The organism is Natronosalvus amylolyticus (assembly GCF_024298845.1).
GTDB classification, from domain to species: Archaea; Halobacteriota; Halobacteria; order Halobacteriales; family Natrialbaceae; genus Natronosalvus; species Natronosalvus amylolyticus.
On record NZ_CP101156.1, the window covers coordinates 1,267,886 to 1,291,665 of the forward strand.

A 23,780-nucleotide genomic window follows, 5' to 3' on the forward strand; every position below is an offset into this window, starting at 1 on the left:
GCGGGCGTCGCGGCAGTACAAGTGCGGTTTCTCGCTTGCTATGAGATTCGTTCTGATTTACTCTGGAAATACTACCAAAGTCGAAAGAAACTACTCGAGGCTCACAGGCCCTTCCGACGAGTTGAAATGGATACGGCGATCCGTTGTGACAGTGAGGCTGACTCGAGCCAACTCGAGATCGGTAGCCGGACGGTCGACGGTGACGACAGAGTGGCGACCCGTGTAGTCGGCGGTTCGCACGTTCGGGTCTGTATAGTAGCCGTGCAAGTGCACACCGTCGGTCACCGCCTCGACACGTCGCCAGACGTGATTGACTGACCCCGACCCGAATCCGGATTCAACGACAACGAGACACGACCGATCGAAGTCGATTCCCTCGAGTCGGTCTCGAGACCCGCGGTCCATCGCCTCGAGGTCGAACACCCGATCACGTTCCGCCTCGTTCTCGATCAGTCGAACCACGTACTGCCCGTTCTCGGGTTCCATAGGTGAAAGCATCCGGTCGTCGATAGGGACGCTCGACAGGTGTTCGAACGGGAGAGACGGTGCTTCGGCCATCGATTCGCCCAGATAGTGGTCGTTCCACTCGGCTTCGTCGGTCGGATCGTCCGGCGGTTGCGGCCGTTCGATTTCGTGGGGCGGTTCGTCCACTCGCGGCACTTCGGGAATCGGGTCGCGGTCCTCGTCTCTGGAATCGTCCCCATCGTCTGCCGGTTCGACACCCGCTTCGATAGCCATGGCAACGTCGACGGCGAGAAAATCACTCGTCTCGAACGTCTCGTCGTCACTGAGGGTCGTTCCGAGCGTGGCTTCGAATTCGCCAGTCTCGAGGTTCGGTGCCGACGGATACAGTTCGTACGTGCGGGTGAGTGACTCACGGGACTCGAGTTCGACCGACACGGCAATCGAATCCGCGCCTTCGACCTGTTTGCCGTCGGTGCCGACGACCGAACTCTCTTCGTAGGCGTCGCTCCAGAAGGTGAGGGTCGAACCCTCGTCGGTCCCGTCCGTCGCCGTCGCCTGCAGAATGCCGAACGGCGCTGGTCCACCGGACTGGGCGAGAACGGGTTCGACGTGGACGTTCGTGAGCGTGGCTTCGAGCACCCCCGGCGAGTCCGCCTCGATGTGTGGGTCGACGAGTTCGACCTCGAGTGAACCAAACTCGCCCGTCTTTCGGAGTGGAGAGTCCTCCATTACGAGAGTGTACGCCGATTCGGATTCGCGGTCAGTCTCGGATTCGCCGTTCCCGTTCGCGCCGTTTCCAGCACCCTCCCTGGGTTCATCATTTCGGATTTGGCCGCCGAGACACCCTGCCAGGGCGGTAGAAAGGGCCCCACCAGCACCCATAACGACCGTCCGTCGGTTCATATTGGCGTCTACGAAACGATCAGATAAGTGTCTTGAGCTAGCTCAAATTTCCGTTTCACCGTTAGTCCAGATAGCCGCAGCCGTCCCGGTCGAAGCGGCTCGAGCACAACGTTCACGTCAGCTCCAGCGAAAGCGAAGCCAAGGAACGCGATGGCCGACGAACCCTCCCTGCCCGGCGTCGAGGACGAGCAGACCGACGACGAGCGCATCGTCTTGCACGTCGACGCCGACTGTTTTTACGCCGCCTGTGAACGCCTGCGGGAACCTGCACTCCAGGGGGATCCCGTCGTCGTCGGGATGGGCTACGAACCCGGAGAGACCGTCGGTGCCGTCGCGACCGCCAGTTACGAAGCCCGCGAGTTCGGCGTCGAAAGCGCGCAAGGAATTGCGAGCGCGCTCGAGCGTCTGCCTCGCCGGGCCGACGTGGACGACGACCCCGAACTGTCTCGCGAGGAGACGGGGTACTATCGCCCCGTCGACATGGAGTACTACCAGTCGGTCGCCGAGGACGTGAGAGCTATTTTGCACGACTGTGCGGACGTCGTCCGGGAGGTGAGCATCGACGAGGCCTATCTGGACGTCACCGACCGTACCGCCTGGTCCGTCGCCGACGGGTTTGCCCGCCACGTCAAAGACCGTATCCGACGGGAGGTCGGAATCACCGTCAGTATCGGCGTTGCCCCGTCGATGAGCGCGGCCAAAATCGCCAGCGACTTCGATAAGCCCGACGGGCTGACCGTGGTCGAACCGGGAACCGTGGATGCGTTCCTGGGTCCACTCGAGGTCGATTTACTCCACGGCGTCGGGCCGGTCACTGCACGCGAACTCCGGTCGATGGGACTCGAGACCGCGAGCGACGTGGCCGAGGCTGACCCAGCCGTCCTCGTCGACCGGTTTGGCGAACGCGGTCGGGACCTCTATGACCAGGCACGAGGTCAGGACGACCGACAGGTCGAACCCAAGGGCCTCCCGAAGAGTTTCTCCCGTGAATCCGCGTTCGACGGCGCTGTGGAGGAACCGGAGCCGAAACTCGGGGTCGTCGACCGACTCGCGGACGCCGTCGCCGCGCGCGCCCAGCGCGAGGGGGCGATGTACCGAACCGTCGGCGTCAAAGCCGTCACACCTCCCTTCGAGATCAGTACCCGCGAGCGCTCCCTGCCTGGCCCCGTCGACGACCCGGGCCTCGTGGCCGACATCGCGCGCGACCTCTTCGCGGAGTTCGAACACGACCCGGTCAGGAAACTGGGCGTCAAGGTGGCCAACCTCGAGTTCAGCGAGGTCGACCAGGCGAGTCTCGACGGCTGGGAGGGTGGAGACGGGGGCGCAGACGCGGACGTGCGAAACGCTGAGGGCCGGAGCGAAGACTCGGCGGACGCAGCGACAGTCCCCGATACCGACTCGAGCGAGGCGACCGCGGGAGCCGAACACTCGAGGAAACTTCACGAGTACAGCAGTGACTCGAGCGAACGAAACGACAGCAGTGACTCGAGCGAACGAAACAACGCCAGTGACTCGAGCGGAGGTGATTCCAACGACTCGAGTGAAGCCGCTTCGCAGGAAAGACCGACTACTCCTGTAGAAACTGAGGACGGACAGCTATCACTGGGTGCGTTTGCGAACCGGAAAACGGCCGAAGACAGGTAGGGTTTAAATGACTTCTTCGAAGTCGTTGTGTCCGTGGATGTCGACACCCTCCTCGGTGATCTCACAGAGGAACACGCCGTTGCCGGAGCCGGTGTCGCGCTCGGCGGCCGATTTGATGCCACGAGCCGCGATGGTCATCGCTTCCTCGTTCGAGAGGTCGGGCTCGTAGGACTGCTCGAGGTGGCCGTAGGCCAGTTGCATCCCGGAGCCGGTGACGGTGTAGTCGTCTTCCATCACGCCGCCAGCAGGGTCGATGCTGTAGACGTGGCTGCCGTCGTCGTCGACGCCGCCCAGAATCGGATGGATGGCAAAGAACGGCCCGCCGCGGGCGAAGTTCCCTGCGAGGGTGGCGAGTGCGTCGATGCTCATCTCCTCGCCGCGCCGGGCGCTGTAGAGGTTGACTTCGGCGCGGAGGCTCTTGATGAACGACTGAGCGCCACCGACGCTGCCGACCATCGTCAGCGCGCCAGTTGGGTGAATCTGTTCGACCTTCTGGACGTTTTTGTTCGAGACGAATCGGCCGCCCAGGCTCGCGCGCATGTCCGTCGCGATGACCACACCGTCGGCAGTCGTGATGCCGATTGTGGTCGTCCCCGTCTTGTTGACGGTGTCGAGATCGGACTGCGAGAAGCCGTTTTGCGGGAGTGAGCCGAGTTCCGGCTCGTACGGCGAGGGCTCGTTCGCCAGTTGGTCGACCGTGCGAGCAAACTCGGAGTCGTGGGTTGGCGTTCGCATTGAACGAGTGTTACGGCCGACAGGGTATAAAACATCGGCGGTCACCTCGCCTCGTTCCGGTATTTCACACAGTCAGTTGTCACTGTGTACCGAAGATCGCCGACTCGATAGGGAATCACCGGGAAGACTACAGGTAACGTCTCACTGATCGAAGCAGGAGCGACTCGAGCGCGGGTGCGCGAGTACAGGGGGCGTCCACACTGTCTCGAGGGTAATTTGTCGTGACTGTGTGCGCGCCCGTGAATCGCCTCGGGGTCAAGCTCCTTGCACTTCTGTAAAGCACGGCACAGCAGCGTGGCTCGAGCGCTGGCAAATCGAATCGATCAGTTTGAGAGAAGGCTTATCGTGTGGACGCTGGCTGGGATGCGTTTTCGAGGGCCTCGCCGACGCTGGCGAGGAGCTTGTGAATCGGGATGGACACGCCGGCCCGGCTGGCGGCGAGGGCGAGCGGCATCAGGACGATGCCGACCGCGATACACAGCTGGTACAGTGCGAACAGTGACGCGTGGTACGCGCGGGTTATCATCGGTCTACAGTCGGGGCACAGACCGGGGTTGTATAAAAGGGTTACTGCCGAACACTGTTCATCATGATCGAGCATTTAGGTTCGAAGTCGTCGCAGTCTGTCGATTAATCTCAGGTTGTGTTGAACACAATTCAGGTGGCGTTCGGGCCGAACCACACGTATCCAGACGAGATTACTTGCTTCTACTCTGTATAACTTATGAGCAACGTAGCTAACTCGTGCGCACTCCGTAATCGGACAATTTCGTGTGTACAACGTCCATGCGCACCTATCGCACGATACTGCTCGAGCCATCATAGCGATACCCGAGACCGGTTTTCGAGCGGAAACCGAAACCGCAAAGCAGGAAACCCCCCGGAACTACTTCCACCTATGGGAAATTATCTCGTCGCAATGGAAGCAGCCTGGCTGGTCCGTGACGTCGACGCAATCGACGACGCAATCGGCGTCGCTGTCAGCGAAGCAGGAAAACGCCTCAACAGCGCGAACATGGAGTACGTCGAAGTCGAGGTCGGCGCAACCGGCTGTCCAGCCTGTGGAGAGCCGTTCGACTCGGCGTTTATCGCCGCTAACACCGCGTTGGTCGGTCTCGCCCTCGAGATGGACGTCTTCAACGCTGACGGCGAAGAGCACGCCTCCCGAATCGCTAAAAGCGAAGTCGGCGGTGCCCTCCGTGACGTCCCACTCTCGGTCGTCGAGGTATTCGAAGTCGAAAGCGACGACGAATAGCGATCTCGAAGACACTGCGGCCATTTTCACTCGATTCTCGCATTCGACAGGTGGCGGACTCTCGAGGGAAAACACGAACGTCACCGACCCCGGCCAGTAGTGGAGACACCCAAACAGCTTTCTATAACCCGTAGTTATTGTGCCGTATGGAGTTACCCACGCCAACCGATCTCAGGCAACAGCGAAACGATCTGGGGCTCACCCAGAGTGAACTCGCCGACAGGGCCGACGTTTCACAGCCGTTGATCGCCCGCATCGAAGGTGGTGACGTCGATCCACGGCTCTCGACGCTCCGACGAATCGTCAATGCGTTGCAGGAGGCCGAAAGTGACGTCATCAAAGCCGCCGATCTGATGCACGAAGACGTCGTAAGCGTCGGTCCCGACGATCCGGTAAGCAAAGCAGCCCATCGAATGGAACAGGAGGCCTACTCACAACTGGCCGTTATCCAGGATGGCATTCCAGTGGGATCGATCAGTCAGAGCGAACTCGTCCACCTCGAAGAAGAACACCGTGACGAACCCGTCGCCGAGCACATGGCCGAATCGTTTCCGACGGTATCGAAAGACGCCACGCTCGATGAGATCAGCAACCTTCTCGAGCATTACAAGGCCGTGATGATTACCGAAGCCGGCCAGACCGTCGGTATCATCACCGAAGCCGATCTGGCAGCCCGACTGTCCTGAAGACTCACCCGTTTCGACCATCGCGTTGTCTCCCGCGCGGAACCGATTTCGAGACGCCGAACTGCTGGTCCCCTGTTTTTGACGGACCTACTGAACGTATCGCCTGCACCACAAGGTAATATTACTAAGATATATCAACGAGGGATACGTATTCGAGCACAATGCGAATGAGTGATCGGTTACTCGAGGCCGGTGAACCGCTCTGGAACGCACAGCAGTCCCATCCCTTTGTGACGGAACTCGCTTCGGGAACGCTCGAGGAATCGGCGTTTCGAACCTGGGTGTGTCAGGATTACCGGTATTTACTCGATTACGCTCGCGTGTTCGCCATCGCTGGCTCACGCGTCCGTGACGAGGAGACGATGACGCACCTGCTGGGAGTCGCACACCGAATTCTCGCCGAGGAGATGGACCTGCATCGCTCGTTCGCCGCCGACTACGGTATTAGCCAGACCGAACTCGAGTCGGTCGAGAAAGCCCCAACCTGCGTTGCCTACACGAACTTTCTGCTTCGAACCGCCTACGAGGGCTCGGTGGCCGAAATTGCTGCGGCCATCTATCCCTGTGGTCAAGGCTATCTGGACATCGCCGAGCACATGGCTGACATCGCAACGACGGACCACCGGTACACACCGTTCATCGAAAAATACACGAGCGACGAGTTCGCCGAATCGGTCGAGTGGATGCGCGAGTTCGTCGACCGCTGTGGAGAACGCCATCCCGGCGAGCGAGAGGCGATGAAACAGGCGTTTCTCACGAGCGCAAAACTCGAGTACCGGTTCTGGGAGATGGCTTACACAGAGGAGAAGTGGGAACGAGAACCGGCACCAGCGGTAGCGACACCGAGGTCACAGTAACTGGAGGAACTGTCGAAAACGACAGCGACGACTCTACAAATGAACGACGCGGGTGCCTCGAGGTCAAGCCCCGGGCGGTTCACTCGTGGCCGGTCACGCGAACCGGTTCGTACGGCTCCTCGAGGTACTCCAGTTCCGAGGACGTGAGCGAGATCTCGAGTGCCTCAACCGCCTGTTCGAGGTGCTCGACGCTGGTGGTGCCCACGATGGGTGCGTCGACGTGATCCTGATTGAACAGCCAGGCGAGAGCGATCTGTGCCATCGTGACGCCCTTGTCCGCTGCCAGTTCCTCGACGCGGGCGTTGATTTCCGGGCCGCCACCTTCCTGGTAGGGGTGACTGTACAGATGCTCCTCCGAGGCACCGCGGTCGGTCGCGTCGACGTTCTCCGCCGGCCGCGTCAGGTAGCCACGAGCCAGCGGTGACCACGGAATTACGCCTATCCCTTCCTGCTGACAGAGCGGGAGCATCTCGCGTTCTTCCTCCCGATAGACGAGGTTGTAGTGATTTTGCATCGAGACGAATCGCTCGAGCCCCAGGCGCTCGCTGGTGTGTAATGCCGTCGCGAACTGGTAGGCCCACATCGAGGAGGCACCGATGTAGCGCACCTGATTGCGCCGGACGGCGTCGTCAAGCGTTCGGAGTGTCTCCTCGATAGGGGTCGTCTCGTCCAGTCGATGAATCTGATACAGGTCGATGGTGTCCATCCCCAGTCGGTCGAGACTCGCCTGTAGCTCCTGTTCGAGTGCCTTCCGGGAGAGTCCACCCGAATTGGGGTTCGTCTCGTCCATCTGGAAAAAGCCCTTGGTGGCGACGACCGAACGGTCGCGGTGCCCCTCGAGCGCTTCCCCGAGGATGCGTTCCGATTCACCCTCCGAGTACATGTTCGCCGTGTCGAAGAAGGTAATCCCGAGGTCGATGGCCCGCTCGATGATTTCGTGGCTTTCGTCTTCCTCCAGTACCCAGGGTCGCCAGTCGCTCGAGCCGAAACTCATACAACCGAGACAGATGCGACTGACCTCGAGACCCGTGTTTCCGAGCGTGGTGTACTCCATAGCGTATGCTTTCTGTCGGCCCTAAAGAGCATATCGAACGGCGAACCTGGGACACGGCGAGTGTCGTGTTCGCTCTCAAAGTACGCCACGAAGCAACGACCCAAGCATCGGTATCCCGAGGGCTGCAGCGACCACCAGATACGAAACGGGTGTCATCTCGAGGACGGGCCACAGCGATCCACCGAGCGTGAACGCGAACACGACGAGGACAAGCAGACCAAACCCGGCAGCAGCACCGACGGCCCTGGGGAGGCTCTTCGAGACGAGGCCGATGAGCGCTCCGCCGACGAGTAAGCCAATCCAGTGGAGCCACGTCAGCGCGATTCCGACCACGACGGCGAGGACCAGGGCACCTCGTCGAAGTCGAGGGTCAGCCCGAACTCGCTCGAGGGGGGTATCCGCTGCGGAATTTCCGGTGGTTGCCGCGCCGCCATCCTCCCCACTTTCGAGCGACTCGGTATCCACAGCAGCGTCGACAGGAGCTTCGTCGCGCGTCATCGGGACCCCTCCTCGAAGGTGATGGTCTCCTCGCCCACAATCTCGAGATCCATGGATTTGTACTCGCCGTCGGCCCAGCGCTGGAACTGGTCGTCGTAGTGGGGTGAAAAGTACTCACCCGAGTTCCCGCCTGGGACGATACCCCAGGCGGCCTCGCCCGGTTGGACGACCATCCGCCAGCTCGCGCCAACCGCAGACTCGACCCGGTAGTTATCGACGGTGGCTCGCGAGCCATCGCGAGGTCGCTCGTCGTAGTTCAAAAATGGGGCTTCCCCACCGAACGGGTGAGCGATAGGCGCAGTCGTATTCCAGTCGCCGTAGCTCTCCCACCCCTCGCTGTCGGTTTCCTCGAGAGCGTCCTCGAGCGCTTCGACCATGACCCCGGCCCGTGATCGCCCCTCGAACACCGGACTGTCCGGCGAGAGCGTCTCGAGTACCCACTCGTTCGGATAGTACGACGCATCGAGGTCGGTGTCTTCGAACACCGGATCGAATACTGCCCGTTCGAAGTGGTCGATCCACCGGGCAAAGACGAGTGCGCCACGTTCGTCGCGGTTCATTTCGAAGGACCACGACTCGAGTGTCTGGAGTGCGCTCTCGAGCGTGGCCGGATTCGAGAGTTCAGTTTCGCCGTTTTCGAGTGCGTTCTTCCCGGCCTCGAGTAGTTCGGGAACGAGGGGAACCGCACGTTCGTCCCTGGTATCGGTTTGCAGGTCGCGGTGGAACGCCGGGTCGGTGGGCGTTCCGGTATCTGCGGCTTCGTCCAGCACGTCGTAGATGCGACGTCCGCGGTAGGGGGTCGCGTAGGCAACGCCGACGTAGTGCTCTGGATGGTCGGCGACTCGCTGATTGGCCGTTCCGAGCACGTCCGGGTCGATGGCGTGTGGTTGTTCCTCGAAGGGGACGAAGCCGTCCCAACTCGACTCTCCGTAGGGGGTAAAGCCAGCCCACTCGGCTTCGCCCTCGGAACCGTCGAACAGGCGGTTGCCGGTGACGACTTCGCCCTCAATTTCACGGACCGGGAGCCGGCCCGTCAGTACGTACAGCGTTCGGCCATCGGCATCAGCATAGACCAGATTCTGTGTGGGCAAGTCGAAAATCCGCGCCGCCTCGAGTGCGTCCTCGAGACCGTCACTTCTCGTGAGTTCGTACACGGCTTGCGTGGTTCGGGTCGCGCTGAGCCCCGTCCACGCGACCCCGACGCGATGGTCCTCTCGCTCGAGCAACGGGCCGTGAACGGTCTTCCGGGTCGTGATCGTCCGGTTTTCGGCCCCGGAGATTTCGATTTCGCGTTCTGCGGTTTCGAACGAGCGCCACTCGTCTCTGTAGCGATAGCGGCCTTCGTCGTCGTCGATTTCGTAGGTGTAACAGTCGAGGACATCCGCGCCGACGTTGGTGAATCCCCAGCCACCGCGGTCGTTCGCCCCGATGATGACGAACGGAACCCCCGGGAACGTCACGCCCCGAACCGACGTGGTGGAGGTTTCGACGTGTTGTTCGTACCACAGCGGCGGCGTCATCAACGCCAGATGCGGGTCGTTGGCCATGATCGGCGTCCCGCTTTCGGTGTGTTCGCCAGATACCACCCAGCTATTCGAACCGACGCCAGGTGGCGATTCGAACGCCGAGAGCCAGTCAGTCAGGGGCCGGCCAGGCGCGTTTGCTACCGTCTCTAAACGAGCGACTCGAGAGAAGGTTCCTCGAGTCGAGGTGGGTCGAGTGGAGCCATCTCGAGTGGAGGGTCGCCGGGCATCGGTCGATTCGGTGTCCGATTCGTCCGGCGAATCACTGGATGGGTCGGCAACCCCACGGAGGTCGCCCAGTCGCTCGCGGTGGTCCGGGTCGCTCCGGAGAATTGGCACATCGTGGTCCATTGCAACCGGGTAAAGTTCCTCGAACAGATCGGCATCGAGTTCGTCGGCGATGACGGCCCGTCTGAGTTCCCCGAAGTTGCCGGTGAGTGTCCAGGAAATCTGTTTTTCCATCAGCATCGAGTCGACCGGCGTCCATGGGTCGGGTTCGTAGCCGAGTAACTCGAATTCGAGCGGAAGCGCGTGGTCCTCGAGCGCCGCGTTTACCCCCTGAGTGTAGCGTTCGACGAGCGACCCTGCTGGCGTCTCGCGGACGACGTCCCAGGTGGCTTGCGCTGCACCGACGAAATCCATGCGGACGTGAAACTCGTCTCCATCGGCGGCCACCTCCCCGGCCAGTTCAGCGGTCTGGCCGCGCATGACTCGACGCTGTAAGTCGAGCTGAAACAGCCTGTCGAACCCCTGGATGTAGCCGACCGCGAACGACGCCGCTTCCTCGCTGTCAGCCTCGACGTGTGGTACCCCCTCGTCGTCCACGGTGATCGTCGCCTCACCGGCCGGGCTCTCGACGCGCTCCGGACGAGTACGGCGGGCCGCATCCCAGACGGTACCCGAAAGCGGCGCGAACTGCTCGAGCAACTCGTCCGCTGCCGAAAGTGAGAGACCGGCAGTGCCGGCCAGAACCGTCGCCGCGAGTACAGCGCGGCGTGTCATGTCGCCAGTCACATCTCGACATTCGGGCAACACGTCTTAACTGTTGACCGGCCCAGGTGTCTCCACTCGGCCTTCCCTCGAGTGAAACTGATTGCTTCCCTCGAGTTGCAGAATCCGTTCTTCTCCACCCTCGAGCTACAACGCTTCCGTATTGAGCCTCGAGACGCCCACGCGCAAGAGGAGGTACGAGCCGAGACCGAGGGCGCTGTAGGCCACGAGCAACAGCCAGGTGGTCGTCGTCTCGCTACCGATAGCGAACTTCGCGATGGTATTGGCAGGATGTTCGGGCAACAGCGTCGTCACGACGAGTAAGCCGACGATACCGGCCGAATACAGCAACTGGGCCTGTCGACGGTCCGGGGCGTAGAGTGCCACCCCGAGGCCACCCGCGACGATACACAGCGCCAGCGCCGATACAAGCACGACGAGAGGGCCGGGATGGACGATTGCCGTTCCGTTGAGCGCGAGCAACAGCAACCACGCGACGGCTTGCAGCGGCGCCAATCCCGCCGTTGCCACCAGTTTCGCGTCGATGACATCCGCGAACGAAAGCGGGGCAACTCGAAGCAACTCGAGGGTGCCTCGCTGCCGTTCTTCGATCAGCGAATCGACGGCGATGGAACCGCTGATAAACACCGGGAGGAACAACAATAGCGGGATCAGAATCGTGTAAGTGAATCCGACGTACGGATTGGCACCATCCGTTTCCGGAACCGGCAGTGGCTGTGACTCGAGACGGTCGCCGTTCGCCGTCCGTTCCTCGAATTCGACGGCCCGCAGCGCCGATTGGAGTTCCGAGATCAGGAGCGTCGTTCCGAGACCCTCGTCTGGTGCCGTGACCGTTATTCGAAGGGTATCATCCTCGAGTCGCACCACCTCGAGCACGGCCGCGACCCGTCGTTCGTCGAAGGCGTCGGAGGCGGTTTCCGGGTCGTCGTACGGTTGGGCACTGAGGGTCTCCTGTTCGGAAACTATCTCGAGGATCGCGTCACGGTCATCGCCGGTGACGGCGATTTCCATCTCGCCGCCATCGACCGCGCTAGGATCGTACAGCGAGACGAGGCCGACGACCAGGAAGCCCGAAAAGCCGGCGATGACGAGCTGGATAGCGAGTGCGAGTACGATTGTCTTTTCGGCGCGGAGCGACCGAACCTCACGGCGAACGATTGCCAGTTTCGCCCGCCACGTCGGTTCCGTCGTTGCGTTAGAAGACAAGGGTGATCACCCCAAGGTTGTACGTCGCGTGGACCGCGGTTGCGAGGGCGAGGGCGACGAAGTAACTGCCACGCCCGCGGCTGGCTCCCAATGCCCCGATCATCGCGGTCACGACGTGTAACACGAGCGGTGCCAGTGCGATTGCGACCAGTACGGGCAGAGACTCACCGGCGAGTGCCGGACCGAAAGCGGCCTGTCCTTCGACGATGTCCGGGAGCCCAACCAACTGGACGACGTGGGTGAGCTTTTCGCCGACGAAAAAGCCGAGCCCGGAAATAGCACCGAGAACCAGCGCCGTTTTGCTCGAGGAGTCGAACCGGGAGTGGGAATAGCCCGCGTAGATGTGAATGCTCTTTGCGACCTCTTCGACGGCCGCCGCGACAAGAAAGATGATTGGCAGCGAAAGCGTCTGTGGCAGGGCGAACACGAGCGAGACCGTCAACAGTTGAATACCAAAGACGAACGGGATAAACACGATTGGCATCGCGAACACGCTGGCTTTTCCACGGACCTGGGTTGCGATGGAATCGACTACCTTCGCGGGAATCGGCTTCTGGGTGAACATATCCTCCTCGCGGTAGCTCCCCAGCCCGAGACCGAACAGGACGGCCGAACCCAGATAAAACGTCGCAGTGGAAAACAGGTACTCGACCACTCGAACGCTCTCTCCCTGCAAGTCGAGGACGACAAGCGTCAGTGGTGAGATGAGCGCTATGGGAGTGACGTCCGTGAAGATCGCAGGGACGAAGGTGTAGGTCGTCAGAAACACCGAAATCGTCACGGTGACGAACGTGAGTTCCTTGAACGAGCGGGCGAACATCGCGCCGACGAACGTCGCGGCTAGAAAGAGGAGTGCGATGGGGATAACAGCGGCTACTGAAAGCCAGCCCCCATCGATGACGAGTGCGATTGCACCCACCAATCCGGTCACGCCCACCAGGTACGGGAGCGTCTTCCCCGCAACGATTTCATACCGGGAGGCCGGCGAGACGAGCAGGAGTTCCCCGCGACGTTTGATTCGCTCGTCCATGATCGTGCTCCCGTACGCCTGGATAACGAAGTTCATCGGCACGACGAACAGGAACGCGAGCACCAGCGACTGGAACGGGAACGGCGGCGTAATCGAGCCCGGCGTCTGCGGGCCGCTCGAGTCGTCGATGGAACCGCCCCCGAACTCGGGCGTCGCGATGGCTGAAGCGTCGTCGTCAGCGGATTCGGAACCGGTTCCGTCGTCGCTCGAGCCATCGGTTGCTGTCGAATCGCCGTCCGCTTCCGTGCCACCATCCCCGTCGTCTCCCTCGAGGTCCCCGTCACCGACAGCTTCGAGCGGTTCCCGTTGCTCGTAGACCAGCGTCACGCTGACCGGGAACGCGGCCGCGGTGTCAGATTCGGCGATCATCAACGCCTCGTTGTGGCGTTCGACGGCGTCGGCAAACGCCGCGTGAGCCGCGTTCCCTTTCGCCGTCTCCGCCGGGTTGACGTGCCCGTTCGCGTAGACGGTCAGGTCGGCTGGCTCGCCGGGGTCGACCGTCCGAAACGTTCGGTCGGTCGTGGCGACCTCGTAGTAGGGGCTCTCCTCGTCGACGGCGACGGTGTACAGACCGTCCTCGAGACCGACCCCGTCGTCGACGGTGCTGTAACCAACGAACCCCGCAGCGAGCAACAACACGAGGACGACGGCGATCGTCTTCCGATCGACCGTCCCCGCACTACGAGTGACCTCCCAGCGAGCGATTCGCCAGATGCGGCCGAGCGAGCCACGGTCGTTCGTCCCCTCGCTCGACACCCCGCTCACGCTGTCGCCTCGTCAGCCACCTCGAGGAATATCTGCTCGAGGCTGGGCGTCTTCGTCTCGATATCGGTAACCCGTCCGCCGACAGCTTCGACCGCCGTTCGGACGGCATCGACGCCGTCCATGTCGGTGACCACGTATCGACAGTGGCCGTTTTCTCGGGCGTACTCGGTGACAGAAGCATCGACAGCATCAGGGCCGACGGCCGCCGAGTTAGCACCCAACGTGGACGTCACGTGGTAGGTCCGACCGCCGTACCTCGAGCGGATGTCGTCGATAGTCCCTCGAGCGACGATCGTTCCCTCGGACATGATGACCAGGCGGTCACAGATACTTTCGACGTGAAAGAGATTGTGCGCGCTGAAGACGACGGTTTTCCCCTCGTCGGTCAACTCGCTGGTGAACTCGAGAATGTAGTTCGTCGTCAGCGGGTCCAGCCCCGAGGCAGGTTCGTCGAAAATGAGGACATCCGGGTCGTTGACCAGCGCTCGAGCGATCGCGACTTTGCGTTTCATCCCTTTCGACATGTTCCCGAGTTCCCGGTCACGGTGCTCGAGGTCGAGACGGTCGAGGATGTCGTCGATTCGCTCGGCCGCGACCGATTTCGGCACGTCATAGAGGTCGGCGAAGAACTCGAGGTAGGAGATGGGGGTCATCTCCTCGTACAGCGGGGACTGCTCGGGTAGAAAGCCCAACCGCCGTTGCATCGCGGGTGCACCCGCCGGATGTCCGGCGACGACGGCCGTACCGCCCGTGGGTTCGATCAGGCCGGCGAGCATTTTCAGCGTCGTCGTCTTCCCAGCCCCGTTGTGGCCGACGATGCCGAAGACCTCGCCACGCTCGATGCTGAAGGAACTCCCCTCGACGGCGGTGAATCCGCCGTATTCTTTGCGGAGGTCCGTGACTTCGATCATTGATTGTCTCGAGAAAAGCGGAGACGTTAGAAAAGGCTAGCGGCCGTGATAGTCACCCCAAACGATAGCAGGTGAAGGCCACAGTTACCGGTCTCAACTGTTACACTGGAAGCCGAGGACCGAACGAGCTTGTACCAGACGGAACATCCACTTTTCTACGGCGAATCGAGAAATAGCGATCACGTTGCTGAGATAGTATGCCAGAAAACATTTCAGGGAAGAACATCCAAAACAAATTATGAAAAGACGGACGTTCCTGATTACCGCCGTTGGCTCTGGCGGATCGTTGGCCATCGCCGGTTGCCTCGGCGACGAAGCCGACGATGCGGGTGACGGTGACGATTCGGCGGCCGATACTGGGACGGACGATTCAGCCGACACGGACGAGGAGGAACCAACCGACGTCGAAGCCCTCATCGAAGCCGCGGATAACAACCTCCAGGTAGCTGTCGACGAACTCGACGAAGCCGTAGAAGAAGCCAATGACCCCGTATCGAGCGATTCCCAAGCGATCGAAACCCGTCCAATCACCGCCCGACTGGACGAGGCCAGTGTCGACCTCGAGACCGCCAGAGGTGAGGCAACCGACGAGCAACTGCGCCGAATCGAAGCGCTCGAAGGGGCGGTCGACTGCTTTCGAGCCCTGGTGAAGTCGTTTGGAGCCCTTGGTCACGCGTTCGACGAGTACGATACGGGAGACCAGTACTTCGATATGGATCGGTTCGAGGATGCCATCGACGCGTTCGAGCGAGCAGAAGACCGTACCATCGAGGCGAAGGCGCACGTTTCGGACGCCAGGGAAGCCTTCGACCGGATCGATCCCGATGCAATGGACGACATCGACCACACCGACCTGACCGAGTTAGCGGTCGCAATAGACGAGGTAGAAGAAGTTATCGTCGCGATGGAATACCTGTCGGTCGGCATTCGAGAGCTAGCTGCAGCGATGAAATCGTTCGAGACCGCCAACCAGGCGCTGGATGCCGGCCAGTTCGAAGAGGCTGCGGCGGCGTACAGCGATTCTTCAAACCAATTCTACGTTGCGTTCACCACGTTCCAGGAAGCCGAAAGCGAAGTATCGGCCGGTTTTAGAGCAGATATGATAGATATGTCGTGTCTGGCCGAAGCGTTGAGCGACGCAACGGACCACTTCGCCAAGGGAGCCGAAGCGTTCGCAGACGGCCGAGACCAGGACGGATCAGATCACTTCGATGACGGTGAAGCGGCGCTCGAACGGTGTGACGATCCGATGGAGTGAGCGGAAAACAGTAATACTCACGGCGGTCGTTCGAGCGAGAACCGTTCGCCGGTCTTCGTGTACCAACTTCCGGCCAGTCGGCCGACGGCGTCGACGTTTTCGATGTCGATTTTGCCGTCCGTCGTCACCGACTCCTCGAGGTGGACGTACCGGACTCGGCCGAGGACGAGCGTCGAGCCGCCGACGTCGACCAGTTCCTCGAGCGTGCACTCGAAGGCGGCCTTCGAAGCAGCGACTCTGGGTGGGGTGACGACCGTGGAGGAGGCGCGCTCGATGTCCGCGTGATCGAACTCGCTCTCGCCGGCCTCGAGGGTGGCGCTGGTCGCGTTCATCGCCTCGGTCAGGCCCTCGGTGACGAGGTTGATGACGAACTCGCCCGTGTCCTCGATGTTCTGGGGGGGGTGTCTTTGAGTCCGTCGACAGCGTCGACGGGGGCGAACAGCACCGTCGGCGGGTCGATTGCGGCGACGGTGAAGAAACTGTACGGAGCCAGGTTGTCGACGCCATCCTCGCTCGTGGTCGACACCCAGGCGATGGGACGGGGAACGACGACGCTCGAGAGGACCCGATACAGCGAGCCGACGTGTTCGTCGACATCGATCTCGAGCGTTTCCGGGGCGTCGTCCGAATCAGGGTCGGGCGCACCCGTCACTGGTCATCACCTTCGTCCCCATGCGGGTCGATGAACTCCGTTCCTGGAACCTCCTCGTTGACTGCGAATCCGGGGTCCATCGTTGCGAGTTCGAAGACGAGGCCGTCCGGATCGGTAAAGTAGATACTCTTGAAGTAGGTTCGATCTCGAACGGGCGAGACGCGAACGTCGTGTGCCAGGAGGTGCTCGCGCCACTCGAGCAGCATTTCCTCGTCTTCGACGCCCATGGCAAAGTGGTGACTCGCACCGGGACCTGGCTGGCCACGGCTGTTCGGGTACTCGAAGTAGGTGATCGTCGTTCCGGGCTCACCATCGGGTGTCGGAGAGAAATAATAATGCAGCGTCCCCGGATCGTCGTAATTCTCGGTCATCTTGACGGTGTGAAAGCCGAGGACATCCTCGTAGAAGTCCTTCGTCGCATCCATATCCGTACAGATATTCGTGACGTGGTGCAAACCGGTCGTCGGCGGCGCGTCGGATGTCGGTTCGGGCATCGTAATAGGTTACCTCGTGTTAGCTGGTTCGTTCCCGAACTGCTATAGGCTTTCGCGACATACGGGTTAGCAGGTAACCCTGATGTCATCCGAACGAACCACAGCGCCCGGGGAACAGTCTCACGTCGAGGACGACGATTCCGTCTGCCCCGTCGTCGAATCCATCGAACAGATCGGCTCCCAGTGGCGACTGGCCGTCTTGCACGAACTCCAGAACGGCGAATACCGATTCAACGAACTCAAGCGGGCGACCGACGCAAACGCCCGCACCCTCTCGCGCGTGCTCGAGGACCTGGGCGACCACGGCTTCGTCGAACGCCGAATCGAAGAGGACGCCCCCATCGCGACCTACTACAGCCTGACGCCGAAAGGCCGCTCACTCGAGCCCGTCTTCGACGAAATCGAGTGCTGGGCCGGGTCGTGGCTCGAGGACTCGAGTGATGAGGACTGATACGGTCTGCTGTAACTTGTTACCGATGATTGCCCATACTTGGTCGGCAATCACGGCACGAGACGACGGTAAACCGTACGACGATTGCCCGGCTATACCAGCGAGAGATCGTGTTACCGAATGGACCAACGCGACGACCGAGTTGCCGAATTCGGACGTTCAGTCAAAATGAACGTGACGTCCCCAGGTGGGCTGGCTCGAACGGGTAACCGATATCAGCGTAGAAAACTGCCAGGTTTGCCTCGAGGTCGGTCACGAGATAGTGGTCGATCACCGCACGAAGTTGTTCGATACGGTCGTGGTTGGCGTTCGAAAGTGCCTGTAGATAGGCCGGCCCGAGTTCCTCGCCAAACCGAACGTTCGTTACTGGTGACCCGTTCCAGCGTGTTTCCGGTTCGTCGAGGCCGTACGACAGAAGACACTCCTCGAGTTTCGGCCACTTTTGACCAGTTCGATTGCACACCGCTTTTCGATCGGCGAATAAATCGATATGCGTCTCGAGAGCGTCGATTTCGGGGATGGCAGTGGCACGGTTCAACAGATTTAGGCGGTCTCGAAGGAAACCGAGGTCGAAATCGTTTCCGTTGAACGAGACCACCCCGTCGACGCCCAGTTCATCGAGCCGTTTGAGGCCACGCTCGATCAACTGTGCCTCGTCGTATTCTTCGCGGTGATATCGTTCGTACGCGGCATCCTCACCCGGAGCTCCGCGTTCGTGAACGCCAATTCCGATAGAGACGGTTTCGCCCTCGCTTGCTTTGTAGTGAGTTGTCTCGATGTCGAATGTCGCTACGCGTTCAAATCCGGGATCGTCACGATCATATCTCATAACTAATCTTTTATAAATAGACTATTGAAACATCTTATAGTATAGAAAAAGTGAGCCATAACCCTGACTGGCGCTATGACCTCTTGCTGCAGGTTTTTGTACGCTCAAGCTGTCCACGACTGGCGACGACCTCGAGATTCGAATACCGGAGGGGTTATCAGTACGTGAAAGAGAGGAGGAAATAGACGGCACGGTCAGACGGCGGCCTTTCACCTTTCGTGGTTTCCACGCGAGGTTCCGCTGGCTTTCCTAACCCGTCTCTCTAATACCTTCGAGCGATTGCTACATTTCGAAGAGAGGGACGGTCAGTATATCCGAAGACTGCTCGGGTCGGATTCAATGGTTTCGCCCCTCCGGCAATAGCGACAGCCAGAACACGGAAGACGAATTCAGCGGAGCACTCGCCACGTAACCTCGAGCGCTCGCCACTCGGCACTCAACGGATACAGTGATCCATCAGTCCTTTCAGCATCTGCACCGATCTTCATCGGCTAGTACCCCCCCCCCCCCCCCAAACGTTGACCCATGAGTGAAAACCGGACGCCCGTAATCGGTTTTACGCATCCGTTCAGGTCTGGGAAGCCACTATAGTAGCCAGTGAAAGTCATTGCACTCCCTATCACAAGCGGGCGTCGCGGTAGGTGTGTAAATCGTTTCACTGGCTACTATAGTTCGACCGCCTCCTCGCCACAGTGTGGACAGTGCTCGTAGTCTTCCTCTACTGACTCCTCACAGGACCGACAGACGTACGCCGTTTCCGCACCCGCCATGAACGACCGTTTCGTTTCTTCGAATTTCTCCCCGGCTTTCCTGAATAGGTTCATTAGTCATATCAGGTCAGAGAGTCGAATAAACGTTGGGACTAGGGATTCTATCCTCGCAGATCGAACGCCACTGCCAGATCGGTCGGCCAGTAAACGAACCGGTACCGGCCAGCCACCAGATCCGGACACACCTCGAGCATATCGTGTCCCGTCTCGAACTCGTCCGTCGATAGCTCGAGCGACCACTCGAACCCCTCGCCCGGCGGATGGATGTAGCCCTCGTCGGTGTACCCCGGCCCGTACTCGTGTTCGCCGTCGTAAACACGAACGTCCTGCCAGCCTTCGTCGGTGTACACTTCGAGACCGAACTTGCGGTCGTTGCCGGTCACCCGCTCGTCGTTCGTGACGTTGGTCATCGTGACCGTTACCGTTTCTCCGCGCTCGGCCTCGAGTCGGTCGATTCGCATGGCAAATCGGTCGTTCTCGCCCCAGTCGACGGTTTCACGGGCATCCATTCGGGTTACGTTCTCACCATCGCACTCGAGCGAAGCCGGCACGATATCGGGGTCCTCGTCGGGTCGGACGTACCCCTCGAGGTCGTCCGGGTCGACGGAGATGTCGACCGACGTTTCCACGGTTTCGGTTTCGTCCCAGCCATCCGTAATCGTCACCGCGGCTGTCGTCGGCAGGTCGCCGTCGACCGTAATCCGGGTGAGCGTCGACGGGTAGATCATCGCCTGCCCGCAGGCCTCGTTTGCCTCGCGGGTATCGTGAACCGTCGCCGTCGCCGTCAGGTGGTCGCCGCCGTCCTCGAGCCCCACGTCGGTTATCCCGAGGTCGTTCCAACAGAGGTCTGGGCCGCCGGATTCCACGAACAGCAAAATCGACGTCTCGAAATCGGTCTCCTCGATGAACGGCCCCAGCGTCTCCTCGAGGTGGTCATCGGACACCGCCTCGATTGGCGTGACGGCGCTCAGCCGTGCCTCAGAGCCCGCGAGTGCTGCGGTTCCGACGGCTTCTTCGTCCCACGCGGGCCGGTCGGTCCGGGTCGCAAAATGGACCGTCTCGACCGATTCGGGCTCGAGTGTGGGGTCGGCGTTATCGTCCGAGTTGTCGTCATCATCTCCGTTTCCAGCACCTGGGTCGTCACCGTTAGCGAGACAGCCGGCGACCGCACCGGTGGCACCAAGTGCGCCGAGTCGAAGGAGGTCGCGTCTCGTGGGAGCGTGCATACTCGACCCTACACGAGAGACAGATAAGTGCCCTCGGGAAGGTAAAAGGCGCTTTTTACTCACTCGGATCGAGTTCGACGAGTTCGAGCGAGCGGTCGAGGTGGCAGACCTCGTGTGGCGGGTCACCGACGATTTGCTGGATACGGTACTCGCGGTCGAAGGCGATACCGTCCGGTTCGCAGTAGGCGTGGCTCGGGCATTCGACGTACGGGCAGGGCCCGCCGAGGCTGGCTTTTGATCCGCTGAAGGCACCTTTTTTGGGCACATTGGCGGTGACGGTCACCGGCTCGACTTCGACGGCCCGGACGCCGCCGTCGTGCATGGCACACTCGAGCGTCTGGGCGTTTTCTCGGACTTCGGTGACGCGGTAGGTGCAATCGGTTCGGAGGTTGAGACACTGACTGCGGTACGGACAGCCGGCACAGCCGTCGGCTTCGCCCTCGTAGACGAACTCCGTGCCGGGTTCGGCGAGGCGCGTCCCGAGGAGGGTGACGGTAGACATCGTACTGACGGATTTTCGGGACGGGGGCTGTTAAGCCTCACGTCCGGGCTCGCATCCCTCTTGTACAAGTAGGCCAATGGCGAGCGAAGCGAGCCAAAGACAGTTACAGGGGACTGTATCAGTCCTCTCCGCCCGTCAACTCGTCCAATTTTTCGAAGTAACGCTCTCGAGGGACCTGATACATGTCGCGATACGCGATTTCGCCGGCGGCGAAGGCCCGGGCGAGTTCGAGCGTCCGGTCGACGGCTTCCTCGCGCGTCGGGAACCGATTTGTTTCCCGGAGGTGCACGTCCGGCTCGAGATACAGCGTCACGTGCCAGTCGCGAGCTGCCGACTGGTCGCCGGGGTTCACGCCAGGTCGACGGGTGCGACGGCCGTGGGTGAGATACAGCGTGGGCAGACATTCGGGGGGGAAGTCATCGGCGTTGAACACGTCCGGTCGGTAGGCGAGGACACAGCGGCCGTCGTCCTCCTCGGTCCAGATCGTCCAGCCGTCGGCGACCGCGTCGAACTCACTCATCAGTAGGGGGTACCCGCTCGCTCCTATAGGGGCTGTCGGATTCGAGAGACTCGAGTGAAAACGGGTGCGGGCGAGTAAATTCACCGCAATCCCACCCGTTTGCTTAAGTACGGAGAGGGTCGAACCAGCCATGGTTTGTGATAACATACAAGGATTCCTGAAAGATTTTGCCGGAAAAAGCTCCTGATAAATATCTTTTGGGGTTAGCCTTAAGTACTTGTAATACAACCTCATTAAACACTATCGGTATCCGGCTGCCGAACCGATCCACTTCGCGCCCGTCCCCGGCGCATCGACGACGACCCCTCGAACGTGAGGCCGCGTCGACAGGAGTGGTAGAAGTTCACACATGACACGCCCTGCACCTGCCGCCCAAGCACCTTCATCGCCACGCCGTTACGAGCGAGTAGACAGCGGGCGTGCCGGACACCGACACGACCGGGGAAGCAACACACACAGACCATGACTGGTGATATCGAGACGCTCGAGACGCTCAGTACCGATTACAAAGCATCCATGCCCGAGGACCTGCGGGAAACGCACGCGTTTAGCTGGTACCTCGAGGCCTGTTACGCCGATCCGAAAATCACGCGCAACGCCCACCAGCGCGTGGCCGACATGTTCGACTACTACGGGACAAGCTACGACGAGACCGAAGGCGTCGTCGAGTACAAACTGGCCGCCGAAGACCCGCTCGGAGATGGCGAGAACACCTTCTACGGAACGGTCATCCACCAGTCGATACACGAGTTCGTGAACAAGGTCAAATCCGGCGCACGACGCCTCGGACCCGAGCGCCGTATTAAACTGCTGTTGGGACCGGTCGGTTCCGGAAAATCACACTTCGACAAACAGGTGCGCAAGTACTTCGAGGATTACACCCTTCGCGAAGAAGGGCGGATGTACACCTTCCGGTGGACCAACCTCGGAGACGTCATCCGTGACCAGGACCCCACCGACGACACCGTCCGATCGCCGATGAATCAGGACCCGCTCGTGTTGTTACCGCTGAAACAACGCCAGCGCGTCATCGACGACCTGAACGAGCGGCTGGACGCCCCCTACACCATCCGCAACGAGCAGAGCCTCGACCCCGAGAGCGAGTTCTACATGGATAAACTGCTCGCTCATTACGACGACGACCTCCAGGCTGTCCTCGAGAACCACATCGAAATCGTCCGCCTCATTGCCGACGAGAACAAACGCCAGTGTCTCGAGACGTTCGAGCCAAAGGACAAGAAAAACCAGGACGAAACGGAGCTAACCGGGGACGTCAACTACTCGAAAATCGCGGTCTACGGCGAATCCGACCCGCGAGCGTTCGACTACTCGGGTGCGTTCTGTAACGCAAACCGTGGCGTCTTCTCCGGTGAGGAGTTGCTCAAACTCCAGCGAGAGTTTCTCTATGACTTCCTCCATGCCACCCAGGAAATGACGATCAAGCCGAAAAACAACCCGCGAATCGACATCGACCAGGTGATCGTCGGACGCACGAACATGCCCGAGTACAAGGACAAAAAGGGCGACGAGAAGATGGAGGCGTTCAACGACCGCACCAAGCGGATCGACTTCCCGTACGTCCTCTCGTACGAACAGGAGGCCAAGATCTACAACAAGATGTTGAACAATGCCGACGTCCCCGACATCAACGTCGAGCCACACACCCTCGAGATGGCGGGGCTGTTCGGCGTGCTCACCCGCATCGAAGAGCCCGATACTGAAACTGTGGACTTGCTCTCGAAAGCCAAAGCGTACAACGGTGAAATCGACGAAGGCGACGACATCGACATCAAGAAGCTTCGCCAGGAAGCCGCCCAGAAGGCCGAAATCGGTGAGGGAATGGTCGGCGTCTCACCCCGCTTCATCGGCGACGAGATCGCCGAGGCTATCATGGATTCGAAACACCGTTCACGCGGGTTCCTCTCGCCGCTTACGGTTTTCAACTTCTTCGAGGAGAACATCGAACACCACGGCTCGATTCCCGAGGAAAACTTCGAACGATACTACCGCTACCTCGAGACGGTGCGCGAGGAGTACCGCGAGCGTGCCATCGAGGACGTCCGTCACGCACTGGCCTACGACGTCGACGAGATCCAGCGCCAGGGCGAGAAGTACATGGACCACGTCATGGCCTACATCGACGACGACACCATCGAGGATAGCCTGACCGGCCGCGAGCAGGAGCCAGACGAGACCTTCCTGCGGGCCGTCGAGGAGAAGCTGAACGTGCCCGAAGACCGGAAAAACGACTTCCGCCAGGAGGTTTCGAACTGGGTCTCCCGACGCGCACGCGAAGGAGACACGTTCAATCCACAGGACAACGAGCGACTCCGCCGTGCCCTCGAGCGCAAACTCTGGGAGGACAAGAAACACAACATCAACTTCTCCGCCCTGGTCAGCGCCAACGAGTACGACGACGACGAACGCAGCGCCTGGATCGACGCCCTCATCGAACAGGGCTACTCCGAAGCCGGCGCGAAGGAGGTGCTCGAGTTCGCCGGCGCGGAGGTCGCCAAAGCCGAAATTGAGGATTGA

General features: G+C 60.7%; 22 protein-coding genes and 1 pseudogene. 7 read left to right on the forward strand and 16 right to left on the reverse strand.

Annotation, left to right across the window (positions count from 1 at the left end):
* Positions 1-90 precede the first annotated feature (90 nt).
* On the reverse strand, positions 91-1,368 hold the full coding sequence (locus tag NLK60_RS05985; RefSeq protein WP_254809976.1) for a DUF8130 domain-containing protein: 1,278 nt from the start codon (positions 1,366-1,368) through the stop codon (positions 91-93).
* Between the two features lie 150 nt (positions 1,369-1,518).
* Here NLK60_RS05985 and dinB point away from each other — a divergent pair, with 150 nt between their 5' ends.
* Positions 1,519-3,012, forward strand: coding sequence for a DNA polymerase IV (dinB, locus tag NLK60_RS05990; protein WP_254809977.1), 1,494 nt, complete (start codon positions 1,519-1,521; stop codon positions 3,010-3,012).
* 3 nt (positions 3,013-3,015) lie between these two features.
* On the opposite strand, the gene psmB is transcribed toward dinB, so the two are convergent.
* Complete coding sequence (psmB, locus tag NLK60_RS05995; RefSeq protein ID WP_254809978.1) at positions 3,016-3,747, reverse strand: archaeal proteasome endopeptidase complex subunit beta; 732 nt, start codon at positions 3,745-3,747, stop codon at positions 3,016-3,018.
* A 340-nt stretch (positions 3,748-4,087) separates the two neighbouring features.
* Positions 4,088-4,273 carry a hypothetical protein gene (locus tag NLK60_RS06000; protein WP_254809979.1) on the reverse strand — a complete coding sequence of 62 codons (186 nt, stop codon included), beginning with the start codon at positions 4,271-4,273 and terminating at the stop codon, positions 4,088-4,090.
* A 372-nt stretch (positions 4,274-4,645) separates the two neighbouring features.
* On the opposite strand from NLK60_RS06000, the gene NLK60_RS06005 reads away from it, so the two are divergent.
* From NLK60_RS06005 to tenA, 3 genes are all read left to right on the forward strand, one after another.
* Entirely contained in the window at positions 4,646-5,002 is a 357-nt protein-coding gene (locus NLK60_RS06005; RefSeq protein ID WP_254809980.1) for a DUF555 domain-containing protein, read from the forward strand.
* A gap of 146 nt (positions 5,003-5,148) precedes the next feature.
* The gene (locus tag NLK60_RS06010) at positions 5,149-5,688 is read left to right on the forward strand and encodes a CBS domain-containing protein (protein WP_254809981.1); all 540 of its coding nucleotides are present in this window, start codon (positions 5,149-5,151) and stop codon (positions 5,686-5,688) included.
* A 161-nt stretch (positions 5,689-5,849) separates the two neighbouring features.
* Positions 5,850-6,545 carry a thiaminase II gene (tenA, locus tag NLK60_RS06015; RefSeq protein WP_254809982.1) on the forward strand — a complete coding sequence of 232 codons (696 nt, stop codon included), beginning with the start codon at positions 5,850-5,852 and terminating at the stop codon, positions 6,543-6,545.
* A 79-nt stretch (positions 6,546-6,624) separates the two neighbouring features.
* Here the strand turns inward: tenA and NLK60_RS06020 are convergent, their stop codons facing one another.
* From NLK60_RS06020 to NLK60_RS06045, 6 genes are all read right to left on the reverse strand, one after another.
* Positions 6,625-7,599, reverse strand: coding sequence for an aldo/keto reductase (locus NLK60_RS06020; protein ID WP_254809983.1), 975 nt, complete (start codon positions 7,597-7,599; stop codon positions 6,625-6,627).
* Between the two features lie 75 nt (positions 7,600-7,674).
* The gene (locus NLK60_RS06025; protein ID WP_254809984.1) at positions 7,675-8,097 is read right to left on the reverse strand and encodes a hypothetical protein; all 423 of its coding nucleotides are present in this window, start codon (positions 8,095-8,097) and stop codon (positions 7,675-7,677) included.
* The gene (locus tag NLK60_RS06030) at positions 8,094-10,622 is read right to left on the reverse strand and encodes a penicillin acylase family protein (RefSeq protein ID WP_254809985.1); all 2,529 of its coding nucleotides are present in this window, start codon (positions 10,620-10,622) and stop codon (positions 8,094-8,096) included. The genes NLK60_RS06025 and NLK60_RS06030 overlap by 4 nt, the downstream gene beginning before the upstream one ends.
* Positions 10,623-10,757: 135 nt before the next feature.
* Positions 10,758-11,837, reverse strand: a complete 1,080-nt coding sequence (locus NLK60_RS06035; protein WP_254809986.1) for an ABC transporter permease — start codon at positions 11,835-11,837, stop codon at positions 10,758-10,760.
* Positions 11,827-13,632, reverse strand: coding sequence for an ABC transporter permease family protein (locus NLK60_RS06040; RefSeq protein WP_254809987.1), 1,806 nt, complete (start codon positions 13,630-13,632; stop codon positions 11,827-11,829). Before NLK60_RS06040 ends, NLK60_RS06035 begins: the two co-directional genes overlap by 11 nt.
* Entirely contained in the window at positions 13,629-14,543 is a 915-nt protein-coding gene (locus NLK60_RS06045) for an ABC transporter ATP-binding protein (protein WP_254809988.1), read from the reverse strand. Before NLK60_RS06045 ends, NLK60_RS06040 begins: the two co-directional genes overlap by 4 nt.
* A 238-nt stretch (positions 14,544-14,781) precedes the next feature.
* On the opposite strand from NLK60_RS06045, the gene NLK60_RS06050 reads away from it, so the two are divergent.
* Entirely contained in the window at positions 14,782-15,801 is a 1,020-nt protein-coding gene (locus tag NLK60_RS06050; RefSeq protein ID WP_254809989.1) for a hypothetical protein, read from the forward strand.
* Between the two features lie 17 nt (positions 15,802-15,818).
* On the opposite strand, the pseudogene NLK60_RS19670 reads toward NLK60_RS06050, so the two are convergent.
* Both NLK60_RS19670 and NLK60_RS06065 read right to left on the reverse strand, forming a co-directional pair.
* Positions 15,819-16,402, reverse strand: a pseudogene (locus tag NLK60_RS19670) (flavin reductase family protein).
* A 47-nt stretch (positions 16,403-16,449) separates the two neighbouring features.
* Positions 16,450-16,947 (reverse strand): VOC family protein, encoded by a 498-nt coding sequence (locus NLK60_RS06065; RefSeq protein WP_254809991.1) that lies wholly within the window; start codon positions 16,945-16,947, stop codon positions 16,450-16,452.
* Between the two features lie 82 nt (positions 16,948-17,029).
* On the opposite strand from NLK60_RS06065, the gene NLK60_RS06070 reads away from it, so the two are divergent.
* Positions 17,030-17,398 (forward strand): winged helix-turn-helix transcriptional regulator, encoded by a 369-nt coding sequence (locus tag NLK60_RS06070; protein WP_254809992.1) that lies wholly within the window; start codon positions 17,030-17,032, stop codon positions 17,396-17,398.
* Positions 17,399-17,561: 163 nt separating this feature from the next.
* Here NLK60_RS06070 and NLK60_RS06075 read toward each other — a convergent pair whose 3' ends face one another.
* The 5 genes from NLK60_RS06075 to NLK60_RS06095 all read right to left on the reverse strand — a co-directional run bounded on the left by NLK60_RS06075 (position 17,562) and on the right by NLK60_RS06095 (position 21,245).
* Complete coding sequence (locus NLK60_RS06075) at positions 17,562-18,227, reverse strand: ribonuclease H-like domain-containing protein (protein WP_254809993.1); 666 nt, start codon at positions 18,225-18,227, stop codon at positions 17,562-17,564.
* 665 nt (positions 18,228-18,892) lie between these two features.
* The gene (locus NLK60_RS06080; protein WP_254809994.1) at positions 18,893-19,051 is read right to left on the reverse strand and encodes a zinc ribbon domain-containing protein; all 159 of its coding nucleotides are present in this window, start codon (positions 19,049-19,051) and stop codon (positions 18,893-18,895) included.
* A 47-nt stretch (positions 19,052-19,098) separates the two neighbouring features.
* The gene (locus NLK60_RS06085; RefSeq protein WP_254809995.1) at positions 19,099-20,223 is read right to left on the reverse strand and encodes an immunoglobulin-like domain-containing protein; all 1,125 of its coding nucleotides are present in this window, start codon (positions 20,221-20,223) and stop codon (positions 19,099-19,101) included.
* Between the two features lie 55 nt (positions 20,224-20,278).
* The gene (locus NLK60_RS06090) at positions 20,279-20,725 is read right to left on the reverse strand and encodes a UPF0179 family protein (protein WP_254809996.1); all 447 of its coding nucleotides are present in this window, start codon (positions 20,723-20,725) and stop codon (positions 20,279-20,281) included.
* Positions 20,726-20,843: 118 nt separating this feature from the next.
* Positions 20,844-21,245, reverse strand: a complete 402-nt coding sequence (locus tag NLK60_RS06095; protein WP_254809997.1) for a DUF5820 family protein — start codon at positions 21,243-21,245, stop codon at positions 20,844-20,846.
* Positions 21,246-21,707: 462 nt separating this feature from the next.
* Between NLK60_RS06095 and NLK60_RS06100 the strand changes: the two genes are divergently transcribed.
* Entirely contained in the window at positions 21,708-23,780 is a 2,073-nt protein-coding gene (locus tag NLK60_RS06100) for a PrkA family serine protein kinase (protein WP_254809998.1), read from the forward strand.